Below are 11,169 nucleotides of genomic sequence, written 5' to 3'. Positions count from 1 at the left end.
GGGCGGCGGGGGTCGCGGCGGTGAGCGGCGCGAGGGCCACCGGCACGGGTGCCGGTACGGCCGCGGGGCGGGCCGCGCCGGACACCGGTACCGCCACCGAGGCGGTGACGAGCGCGGCGAGCAGGGCGCGGCGCAGGCGGCGGGCGCGTGGGCGGGTCGCCATGGGCGGATTCCTTCCGTACCGGGTGAAGTGCGGGCTGCGGTACGGAATTTATGGATCACGCCGGGTGGTCGGCGTCCCGCCGGGGAGTGCACCTGGCGCGTAGCTCCTGAGTATGACGAGTAGGGGGCTGTACCAGGAGTAGGGGCCCGAATCAGGAGCGTGGGGCCTGGCCCCACGGCGGACGGGCCCGGTCACGGAAAGCGGAACGGGTCCGCCCCGGCCGGGCGGAAGTGCCGGCCGGGGCGGACCCGTGCGGGTGGCGCGGCGGACGGGATGCGTCCCGTCCGCCGGTGCCGGATCAGCTGCCGAGGGTCGCCAGCGCCTCGTTGAACGTCTGCGACGGGCGCATGACGGCCGCGGCCTTGGCCACCGCGGGCTGGTAGTAGCCGCCGATGTCGGCCGGCGAGCCCTGGACCGCGATCAGCTCGTCGACGATCTTCTGCTCCTGCTCGGCCAGCGTCGCCGCGAGGGCCGAGAAGGACTGGGCCAGCTGCGTGTCCTCGGTCTGCTTGGCCAGCTCCTGGGCCCAGTACATGGCCAGGTAGAAGTGGCTGCCGCGGTTGTCGATACCGCCGAGCTTGCGGCTGGGCGACTTGTTCTCGGCGAGGAACGTGCCGGTCGCGCGGTCGAGGGTGTCCGCGAGGATCTGGGCCCGCGCGTTGCCCGTCTTCTGCGCGAGGTGCTCGAAGCTCACCGCGAGCGCGAGGAACTCGCCCAGGCTGTCCCAGCGCAGGTAGTTCTCCTTGACCAGCTGCTGGACGTGCTTGGGCGCGGAGCCGCCGGCGCCGGTCTCGAAGAGGCCGCCGCCGTTGATGAGCGGCACCACCGAGAGCATCTTGGCGCTGGTGCCCAGCTCCAGGATCGGGAACAGGTCGGTGAGGTAGTCGCGCAGCACGTTGCCGGTGACGGAGATGGTGTTCTCGCCGCGGCGGATGCGCTCGACCGAGAACTTCGTCGCCTCGACCGGGGACATGATCTCGATCTGCAGGCCCTCGGTGTCGTGCTCCGGGAGGTACTGCTTCACCTTCGCGATGAGGTTCGCGTCGTGCGCGCGGCCCTCGTCCAGCCAGAACACCGCCGGGTCGCCGGTCGCGCGGGCGCGGGTGACGGCCAGCTTGACCCAGTCGCGGATCGGGATGTCCTTGGTCTGGCACATGCGGAAGATGTCGCCGGTGCCGACCGTCTGCTCCAGTACGGCGTTGCCGTCCTTGTCGAGGACCCGCACCGTGCCGGTGGCCGGGATCTCGAAGGTCTTGTCGTGGCTGCCGTACTCCTCGGCCTTCTGCGCCATCAGGCCGACGTTCGGCACCGAGCCCATGGTCGAGGGGTCGTACGCGCCGTTGGCCTTGCAGTCCTCGATGACGGCCTGGTAGACGCCGGCGTACGAGCTGTCCGGGATGACGGCGAGGGCGTCCTGCTCCTGGTCGTCCTTGTTCCACATGTGGCCGGAGGTGCGGATCATGGCCGGCATGGAGGCGTCCACGATGACGTCGCTGGGGACGTGCAGGTTGGTGATGCCCCGGTGCGAGTCGACCATGGCCAGGTCCGGGCCCTCGGCCAGCTCCGCGTCGAAGGACTTCTTGATCTCCTCGCCCTGCGGCAGCGACTCCAGGCCCTTCCAGATGCCGCCCAGACCGTCGTTCGGGGTCAGGCCGGCCTGGGCGAGCACATCGCCGTACGCGGCGAAGGTCTTCGGGAAGAAGGCGCGCACCACGTGGCCGAAGACGATCGGGTCGGATACCTTCATCATCGTGGCCTTGAGGTGCACGGAGAACAGGATGCCCTCGGCCTTGGCGCGGGCGACCTGCTCCTTGAGGAACTCGCGCAGCGCGGCGACGCGCATGACGGAGGCGTCCACGACCTCGCCGGCGAGCACCGGTACCGACTCGCGCAGCACGGTGGTCGTACCGTCGTCACCGGCCAGCTCGATGCGCAGGGTGCCGTCCTCGGCGATGACCGCGGACTTCTCGGTGGAGCGGAAGTCGTCGCCGGTCATGTGCGCGACGTTGGTCTTGGAGTCGGCGCTCCAGGCACCCATCCGGTGCGGGTTGGCCTTGGCGTAGTTCTTCACCGAGGCGGGGGCGCGGCGGTCGGAGTTGCCCTCGCGCAGCACCGGGTTGACGGCGCTGCCCTTGACCTTGTCGTAGCGGGCGCGGATGTCGCGCTCCTCGTCGGTCTTCGGGTCGTCCGGGTAGTCCGGCAGCGCGTAACCCTGCTCCTGCAGCTCGGCGACGGCCGCCTTCAGCTGCGGGATGGAGGCCGAGATGTTCGGCAGCTTGATGATGTTGGCCTCGGGCGTCTTCGCCAGCTCACCGAGCTCGGCGAGGGCGTCGTCGATGCGCTGGTCCTCCTGGAGCCACTCCGGGAAACCGGCGATGATGCGGCCCGCCAGGGAGATGTCACGGCTCTCCACCGCGACCCCGGCCGTCGAGGCGTAAGCCTCGATCACCGGCAGGAACGAATACGTCGCCAGGGCCGGGGCCTCGTCAGTGTGGGTGTAGATGATGGTCGAGTCAGTCACCGGTGCTCCGCTCCACGTCTGCAACATTGCTCGACATCAAGATATCTCGTGATCGGGCCCTTCCAGGAAGGGCCCTGCCCGTATGGGGTGGATGAGGTTCGGCGGGCCGCCGGTCCGCCTTCGTACAGCCGCCGGTCCGCTTTCCACCCAGCGGGCGATCCGCCTTCGTCCAGCGGACGATCCGCTTTCATTCAGCGGGCGGCCCGCCTTCATCCAGCGGGCGATCCGCCTTCGTCCAACGAGCCGAGCAGGCCGTTCGACCGCTCCCGTAGCACGCTTTCCCGACCGCCGTCACTGGGATCCCGTTCCGCCCGGCTCCCCCGCGCATCCCATACCGACACTCTGATCGATTGCAGGAATCGCACAAAATCCAGCGGCCGGACTCGGTCGAGGTCGCCACCTGAAATCGCAGCGACCGCCTGGAAGAGTCGACAGCAAGTTGATCACTCCCCGGCCACGGGTGGCCCGGAGGGTTGTAGCTGTACGACAAAGGAGGACCCCCCATGTCTACCGTCACCGACGCCGTGCTGGTCACCGGACTCGGCGCCACGACGCCACTCGGCGGGGACGCCCCCTCGACCTGGGACGGCATGCTGGCCGGGCGGTCCGGCATCAGCGCCATCGAGGAGGAGTGGGCGGCCGCGCTGCCCGTACGGATCGCGGGCCGGCTCGCGGTCGAACCGACCGTGGTCCTGGACCGGGTGCAGGCCCGGCGCATGGACCGCTGCGAGCAGGTCGCGCTCGTCGCGGCGCGCGAGGCGTGGGCCGACGCGGGCGCGCCGGAGGTCGATCCGGAGCGGCTGGCCGTGGTGATCGGTACGGGTACGGGCGGCGCGCTCACCCTGCTCGGCCAGGACGACGTGCTCGAAGCCTCCGGCGTACGGAAGGTCTCCCCGCACACCGTCCCGATGCTGATGGCGAACGGCCCCGCCGCCTGGGTGAGCATCGAGCTGGGCGCGCGCGGCGGCGCCCACACCCCGGTCAGCGCCTGTGCCTCCGGGGCCGAGGCGATCGCGATGGGCCTGGATCTGATACGGCTCGGCCGGGCCGACGTGGTGGTGGCGGGCGGCGCGGAGGCCTGTGTCCATCCGCTGCCGCTCGCGGGGTTCGCCCAGGCCAAGGCGCACTCGACGCGCAACGACGAGCCGCGGCGGGCGTCCCGCCCGTTCGACGTGGACCGGGACGGCTTCGTGATCGGCGAGGGCGCGACCGTGGTCGTCCTGGAGCGGGCCGGGTTCGCCGCCGCCCGCACGGCCCGCGCGCACGCCGCCCTCGCGGGCGCGGGCGTCACCTCGGACGCCCACCACATCACGGCCGCCCACCCCGAGGGGCAGGCCCGCGCGATGCGGCTGGCGCTGGCCGCCGCCGGGCTGGCCCCGCACGAGGTGACGCATGTCCACGCCCACGCGACGTCCACGCCCCTGGGCGACCTCGTGGAGGCCCGGTCGCTCAAGGACGCCATCGGCACCCATCCGTCCGTCACCGCGACCAAGTCGATGACCGGGCACCTCTTCGGGGCGGCCGGAGCGGTCGGCGCGCTCGCCGCGATCCTGACCGTACGGGACGGCATCATGCCCGCGACACAGAACGTGGACACGCTCGACCCGGAGATCGGGCTCGACGTCGTCACGGGCGAGCCGCGCAAGGGCCCGGTGTCCGCCGCCCTGACGAACTCCTTCGGTTTCGGCGGGCACAACGCGTCGCTGATCTTCACGCCCGCGCCGTAACGGGGCGCGCGGGGCCGTCCGTACGACGGCGGAGTGCTCGGCGACCACCGGATGCGGCGCCTGTACGCCGACGGCACGGGCTGCCGCATGACGGCCGGTTCACCCCCGCGCCCGCCGGTACGCCGCCACCCGCTCCCGGGTCGCGCAGCGCCGCGAGCAGTAGCGGCGCGGCGGCCCGCTGCCGAGGGTGAGGTAGACGTTGCGGCAGGCAGGCGAGGCGCAGACACCGCCGGGCGGGCGCTGGTGGATCCACAGCTGGACCAGCAGGCTCAGGCACGACGAGGCGAGGAACCACTCGCCCCACGGCGCGTCGTCGGCGCCGTCCAGGTGCGGGTGCCAGGGGCTCGCGCCGTTGTGCGAGGTGAGGCGCAGCGTACCGGCGGTGCTCCGGAGGAGGCGGTTCAGCGTCTCCGCGGCGCGGTCGGTGCCGTCGGCCGCGAACACCTCGCGGAGCCGTAGGGCGGCGGACCGCAGCTCCGCGAGATCGTCGGCGGACAGCTCGATGGCACCGTCCTCACCGTGCTCACGCAGGACCTCCGCGACCACGTCGGCCGACGGCGCGTCGCCCACCAGGACGTTCACGAGGGCGGCGGTACGCCGGGCGGTGGCCTGCACCGAATGCCGGGTGCTCCATTCGCGGTGTGCGGCGGGGGTTTCGTGGCGGTGTCCGGCAGGCGGGGGCGTGGGCTGCATGTGGGCCGACGGTAGTGCAGCTTCCGGCGACGTGTAACGCATCTGGTCAAGGTTTCCGTTACGTATCTACCGTGGCGCGCATGCGAAAGCGCTACGCGGTGGGAACCGCCCTCACCGGCGCGGCACTGGCACGCGCGGGCGACGAGATGTCGGGGCCCGCCCTGCTGGTGGCCGGGCCGGTGTTCACCGGATCGGCCACCACGGGACCGGCGCTGCTGGCCGGGATCACGGCCGCGGCGGCGGTCGGCGGCCCGCTCTTCGGTGTCCTGCTCGACCGGTCCGCCAGGCCGGGCCGTCTGCTGGCCGGTGCGCTCGCCGGTTACGCGGCGGCCCTGGCCATCGTCCTGGCGAGCCTGGGGCACGTACCGGTCGTCGTCACGGTGATCGTCGCGGTGGGGGCCGGGCTGCTGGGGCCCGCCCTGTCCGGCGGCTGGACCGCGCAATTGCCGCGCGTCGCACCGCCCGGACTGCTGCCCCGGGTGACCGCTCTCGACGCGATGACGTTCAACGCCGCTTCGCTGGCGGGCCCCGCGCTGGCCGGGCTGGTCGCCGGGGCGGCCGGTGCGTCGGCGGGGGTGCTGGTGGCTGCCGCTCTGATCTTCGTGGCGGTGCCGTGCGCGTATGGGCTGCCTGCGGGGACGTACGTACGCGGGCTGCCGGTAAGGCAGCGGTCGTCGCGCGATCCGAACCGTACGGACCGCGGCGCCCACTCCGGCCGGGCCCTCTCGTCCACCTCCCTCCTGGCCGGCCTCGCGGCCGGATTCCGGGCCGTCCGTCACACCCCGCCGCTGGCCCGCGCGACCGTGACCTCGGTCATTTCCTGTACGGGCCAGGGCATGCTGACCGCTTGCAGCCCGCTGCTCGGGGCGCGGCTCCTCGGTGACGCGCGGCACGGCGTGCTCCTGCTGTCCGTCATCGCCGCCTCCGCCCTCCTCGCCAACGCGGGGCTCGCCCGGCGGCCCGGGCCGCTGCGCCCGGACACCGTCCTCGCGTGCAGCACCGCCGTACTCGCCGGCGCGCTCCTGATGACGGCGGCGGCCGGGCCGCCCGCACTGCTCCTCGGCGCTGCGGTGCTCGCGGGCCTGGGCGAGGGACCGCAGTTGACGGCGCTGTTCGCGGTGCGCCATCGCGAGGCGCCGGAGCATCTGCGCGGCCAGGTGTTCACCACCGGCGCCAGCCTGAAGATCACCGGCTTCGCGCTCGGCGCGGGCCTCGCCGGACCACTCGCCGCGCGGTCGTTGCCCGGCGCCCTGCTGACCGCCGCGGCGCTCCAGCTTCTCGCCGGGCTGGTCTTCCTCGGCTGCACGCTGCTGATGCGCCGTACCGGTGCTCGGCATACCGGTACAGCCGGTGCTCGGCTTATGGGTACGACCGGTGCACGGCTTACGGGTACGACCGGTACGCGGACCAGGCGTACGAAGGGAACACGTCCCTTCTGGCTCCGCCGGACCCCGGGCTCGTAGGGTGCTGCCCATGCTCCTGTGGATCAACGGCCCATTCGGCGGCGGCAAGACGCAGACAGCACACGAGATCCAGCGCCGCCTTCCCGGCAGCGTCGTCTGCGACCCCGAACGCGTCGGCTTCGGTCTGCACCGGATGACGCCCCCGGCGCTGCGTGGCGACTTCCAGGACTTCCCGGCGTGGCGCCAGGGCGTCTACGAGGTGCTCGACCTGGTGCTGACCAAGCATCCCGGCACGGTGATCGCGCCGATGACGCTCGTGGAACCGGCGTACTTCCGGGAGACCGTCGGCCGGCTGCGCGAACGCGGCCACGACGTACGGCACTTCGCGCTGCTCGCCGAACGGCGGACGGTGCTGCGGCGGCTGCGGGAGCGCAACTTCGGGCATGTCGTGGGGTTCGTCGCCGGCCGGGACACCCCGTTGCGGCGGGAGAGCTTCGCCGTGGCGAAGCTGGACCGCTGCCTGGAGCGGCTGAGCGGCCCGGAGTTCGCCGACCACGTATGGACCGACCGGCTCACGGTGCCGCAGGTCGCCGACCGCATCGCCGCCACGACCGGGCTGGACCTGGCTCCCAACACCGACAGCGCGCTCCAGGGCCGGCTGCGCCGCACGTGGACGAGCCTCAAACACATCCGCTTCTGAGGCGGCGGGGCGCGGAGTGCGCATGCGCTGCGGGCGGTCGGGCAGTGGGGCGGTCGGTCACATTCTTCCGTCGGGATTCGTCAGCGATATGACGAATCCCGACGGAAGAATGTGACCGGTGGACGAGAACGAATTTCTTGCGCAGCGCTTCGAGGAGCACCGAGCGCATCTGCGGGCGGTGGCGTACCGCATGCTCGGTTCGCTGAGCGAGGCGGACGACGCCGTGCAGGAGGCCTGGCTGCGGCTGAACCGCTCCGACACGAGCGGCGTCGGCAACCTCGGCGGGTGGCTGACGACCGTGGTCGGCCGGGTGTGCCTGGACATGCTGCGTACGCGTACGGCGCGCGGCGAAGAGTCCCTGGACGTACGCGTACCCGACCCGGTCATCGGCGGCGGCGCGGACGGGATCGACCCCGAGCACCAGGCGCTGCTGGCCGACTCGGTGGGGCTGGCCCTGCTGGTGGTGCTCCAGACGCTGGCGCCCGCCGAGCGGCTGGCGTTCGTGCTGCACGACATGTTCGCCGTACCGTTCGAGGAGATCGGGCCGGTGGTCGGGCGGACCCCGGCCGCGGCGCGGCAGCTGGCCAGCCGGGCACGCCGCCGGGTGCGGGGAACGGCCACGCCGGACACCGACCTGGCCCGGCAGCGGGAGGTCGTGGACGCCTTCATGGCCGCGTCGCGCGGCGGTGACTTCGAGGCGCTGGTCGCGGTCCTCGATCCGGACGTGGTGCTCCGCGCCGACACGGGCGCCGGGTTCCCGGGCCTGGCCGCGACGGCCCGCGGGGCACGGGAGGTGGCCGGACGGGCCTTCATGTTCCGGCGCTTCGCGCATCTCGCCCGGCCCGCGCTGGTGAACGGGGCCATGGGCATCGTGACGGTCGCGGACGGGGGGCCGGTGTCGGTGATGGGGCTGACGATCGCGGGCGGCAAGATCGTCGCGATCGACATCCTCGCGGATCCGGAACGGTTGCGGGGGCTCGGGCTTGGGCTGGGGCCGGACGTGGAGGTGGCGGAGGAGAGGGCGGGGCGGGGGTAGCGGAGCAGCGATCCGGGCGGGGCGGGGGTAGCGGGGCAGCGATCCAGGCGGGGCGGGGGACCTGCGGAGTTCCGCAGGTGGAACCGGGGGTTTTCCTCATGGTCGAGGGTCCGGCGCCCGGCATAACCTGGAGATCGCCGCAGCGGAACGGGCGGCGATTCGCGAGGCGCACCGACCTGTGTGCCGCGTGCCGTGCACCACTCGGGGGGATTTCCATGCGTCGTCATATCCGCGTTCTCGGGGCAGTTGTCGTGGCCGCTGTCGGTGTGAGCGGGCTCGGCGCGTGCGGATGGATGGAGCGGTCCACGTACGAGGACGACGCCCGGCTCCCGGCCCGCGTCACCTCCGTACGGCTGGACAGCGGTTCCGGCGGGCTCACCCTGCGCGGAAAGAAGTCGCTCGACACGGTCTCGGTCCACCGCGAGCTCCGGTACCAGGGCGACCGGCCGGAGAAGGCGACCCACCGCGTGGAGAACGGCGTGCTGGTGCTCGGCGGCTGCGGGGACCACTGCTCGGTGCATTACACGGTCGAGGTGCCGGCGGGCCTTCCGGTGACCGGTAAGACCTCATCCGGCGCGGTCGCTCTGTCGAATGTTGGTGAGGTACGGGTGAGCACCTCGTCCGGCGCGGTGAATCTGGACGGGGTGACGGGCGCGGTGGACGTCCGTACCACCAACGGCCGGATTCACGGGCGCGGCCTGAAGGGCGACGGCATACGCGCGGAGACGTCCAACGGCGCCGTCGACCTCGTCACGGACACACCGCAGAACGTCCGCGCCAAGACGACGAACGGTGCCGTCACCGTCACCGTGCCCGGCGGTCAGCGCAACCGTTACCGAATATCGGCCGAGACGGGCAACGGGGACAAGAACATCGGTGTGCCCCACGATGCGGCCGGTGCGCACCGGCTCGACCTCACGACGACGAATGGAGACGTCACGGTCAAGGGGAGTTGAGGGGGCGGCAACGAGACCGTGCGGGCGGTAAACCCGCGCGGGCGCCCGCAGTTCGCTACCACGGATCGATATTACGGACCGATAGCGCGGACCGATACCACGGGCGCCCGCCCCCGTCACGCACTACGCACTCGTGCGCCGCTGACGATACTGCTGCCGATGCCCTGCCGCCCGATGTCCCGGGAGCGGGAGGGCCCCGGCCGGAACTCTCAGGTGGCGGAGCCCTCTTCGTCCTCTTCCGCGGCGCCGCCTCCGTACGGGCGGGTGATGAGTTCCATACCGTGGCCGGCCGGATCGAAGAAGTAGACGCCGCGCCCGCCGTCGTTGTGGTTGATCTCGCCCGGCTGCTTTCCGTGCGGGTCGGCGTAATAGGTGAGGCCTGCCTGCTGGATGCGGGCGAAGGCCGTGTCGAATTCCGCTTCGCTGATGAGGAACGCGTAATGCTGCATGACGATCGACTCCGCCGGGATGGTGGCGAAGTCGAGGGTGACGCCGTTACTGGTCTCCACCGGGATGAACGGGCCCCATTCCTCGCCGATTTCGAGTTCGAGGAGGTGCGCCAGGAATTCTGCGGATTCCCGATTGTCCCGGGAGTGGATGATGGTGTGGTTCAACTGCACTGACACTGTGGAATGCCTCCGTAAGGCAAACTCACGGGCACCTCCATGCCTCACCCAGCCGGTGACCGACACGCGATGCCGTCGCGGCAGATGGTAGGCGGCGATCGCGGTTCCGTCGAGTGGCTTCGCGGGTGCGGGCACCGCGCACGGTGACGGGTACACAGCAGGTGCGGGCACCGCGCACGGCGACGGGTACGGAGCGGCTGCGCCGGGCACGCGTGCCGGCGTCTCCCCCGCTCAGCGGCCCGGACGCTTGACCGCGTGACCGACGAGAGCGGTTTCGACGCCGCTGATGCCCAGGCCCGCCAGGTCGTGGGTGATCAGCCGATAGAGGGCGGCCAGGTCCGGCACCCAGACGGCGGCATGCAGGTTGGCGGTGCCGGTGGTGGCGAACGCGCCGTGTACGGCAGGGTGTCGGGCCAGGGTGCGGCCGACCGTGTCCAGATGGTCCGGGGGCACCTGCATCATCACGTTCGCGTCGATGAGCAGCCCGAGGCGCTTGGGATCCACGACCACCTGGGTGCTCAGCCGGCCGTCCGACACCAGGCGGGCGAGGCGGCGCCGGACGGTGGAGGCGGGGTGCCCGGTACGGGCGGCGATCGCCGCGGCGGGGGTACGGGCGTCGTCCTGGAGAGCGTCCAGGATGTCGCGGTCCACCGGGTCGGGGGCAGAGCTGCTCCCCTGGGGCTCGGATTCGCCGAGCGGCGGGGTCAGGGCGGCGCGTTCTTCGGGGGTGAGGACGTCGTGGCGCCAGTCGGACGCCTCGGCGAAGACGTGCAGCACCGTGGCGGCGGACACGGACGCCACCGCGGGCGTGGCGGGCAGTTGCCGGAACACCAGGTGGTCCCGGGAGCCCGGCTCGGTCAGCGATACGGCGGTGATCTCGTCGCCCGAGGCGGACAGGTCGATGAACGGGATGTCCGGGCGGGCGGCCAGGGCCGCGGTGAGGGCGTCCAGCTTGCCCTTGAGGACCTTGATGCGCAGGAACTGAGCGCCGACCGAATCGGGCCGTACGGGCACGGCGACGACCTTGACCGTGCCGTCGCCCGTCAGCGCCCGCCAGCGGCGGTGCACCGTGCGGGGGTTCTCCCCCAGCACCTCGGCGGCCCGTTCGGCGCTCAGCCGACCGTCGCACTGCAACGCGGCGATCAGCCGCTGATCACGGAGGCCAAGGAGACCAAAGGGGGAGGTGTCAGGCACGACATCGCTCGGACTCTGCGGCATGACAGACAGTTTCGCTCATTCCTACGCGCTGGACGGACCGATCCGAGCCTCCCCAGACCAGGATCAGCACATCAGCCGTCCCGAAGCGCCAAAGCCCCCAAGTGCCCCCAAGCCCCGCAGGCCCAA

Annotated in this window: 9 protein-coding genes; 5 read left to right on the top strand and 4 right to left on the bottom strand. The window is 72.0% G+C overall.

The annotated features are described in order from the left end of the window. Positions 1–461 precede the first annotated feature (461 nt). On the bottom strand, positions 462–2,684 hold the full coding sequence (locus IH45_RS0133365) for an NADP-dependent isocitrate dehydrogenase (RefSeq protein ID WP_030677287.1): 2,223 nt from the start codon (positions 2,682–2,684) through the stop codon (positions 462–464). Between the two features lie 503 nt (positions 2,685–3,187). Here IH45_RS0133365 and IH45_RS0133360 point away from each other — a divergent pair. Further along, positions 3,188–4,411 carry a beta-ketoacyl-[acyl-carrier-protein] synthase family protein gene (locus tag IH45_RS0133360; protein ID WP_030677285.1) on the top strand — a complete coding sequence of 408 codons (1,224 nt, stop codon included), beginning with the start codon at positions 3,188–3,190 and terminating at the stop codon, positions 4,409–4,411. A gap of 99 nt (positions 4,412–4,510) precedes the next feature. Here IH45_RS0133360 and IH45_RS0133355 read toward each other — a convergent pair whose 3' ends face one another. Beyond that, on the bottom strand, positions 4,511–5,104 hold the full coding sequence (locus tag IH45_RS0133355) for a CGNR zinc finger domain-containing protein (RefSeq protein WP_030677280.1): 594 nt from the start codon (positions 5,102–5,104) through the stop codon (positions 4,511–4,513). Between the two features lie 80 nt (positions 5,105–5,184). Here IH45_RS0133355 and IH45_RS0133350 point away from each other — a divergent pair, with 80 nt between their 5' ends. The 4 genes from IH45_RS0133350 (at position 5,185) to IH45_RS0133335 (ending at position 9,199) form a co-directional block, all read left to right on the top strand. Further along, the gene (locus IH45_RS0133350; RefSeq protein WP_078897897.1) at positions 5,185–6,567 is read left to right on the top strand and encodes an MFS transporter; all 1,383 of its coding nucleotides are present in this window, start codon (positions 5,185–5,187) and stop codon (positions 6,565–6,567) included. Positions 6,568–6,577: 10 nt separating this feature from the next. Beyond that, the gene (locus tag IH45_RS0133345; protein WP_030677274.1) at positions 6,578–7,207 is read left to right on the top strand and encodes an AAA family ATPase; all 630 of its coding nucleotides are present in this window, start codon (positions 6,578–6,580) and stop codon (positions 7,205–7,207) included. A gap of 118 nt (positions 7,208–7,325) precedes the next feature. Further along, a complete protein-coding gene (locus tag IH45_RS0133340; protein ID WP_030677271.1) occupies positions 7,326–8,243 on the top strand; it encodes a sigma-70 family RNA polymerase sigma factor in 918 nt (305 codons plus the stop codon). 215 nt (positions 8,244–8,458) lie between these two features. Beyond that, complete coding sequence (locus tag IH45_RS0133335; protein WP_030677268.1) at positions 8,459–9,199, top strand: DUF4097 family beta strand repeat-containing protein; 741 nt, start codon at positions 8,459–8,461, stop codon at positions 9,197–9,199. Positions 9,200–9,408: 209 nt separating this feature from the next. Here IH45_RS0133335 and IH45_RS0133330 read toward each other — a convergent pair whose 3' ends face one another. Beyond that, positions 9,409–9,825, bottom strand: coding sequence for a VOC family protein (locus tag IH45_RS0133330; protein ID WP_030677267.1), 417 nt, complete (start codon positions 9,823–9,825; stop codon positions 9,409–9,411). A 231-nt stretch (positions 9,826–10,056) separates the two neighbouring features. Next, positions 10,057–11,043, bottom strand: coding sequence for an AsnC family transcriptional regulator (locus IH45_RS0133325; protein WP_030677262.1), 987 nt, complete (start codon positions 11,041–11,043; stop codon positions 10,057–10,059). Between the last annotated feature and the right edge of the window lie 126 nt (positions 11,044–11,169).

It is taken from the genome of Streptomyces rimosus subsp. rimosus (assembly GCF_000720725.1).
Taxonomy (GTDB): domain Bacteria; phylum Actinomycetota; class Actinomycetes; order Streptomycetales; family Streptomycetaceae; genus Streptomyces; species Streptomyces rimosus_A.
Note: the sequence above shows the minus strand (reverse complement) of the source record. Positions and strands in the feature narration are given on the sequence as shown.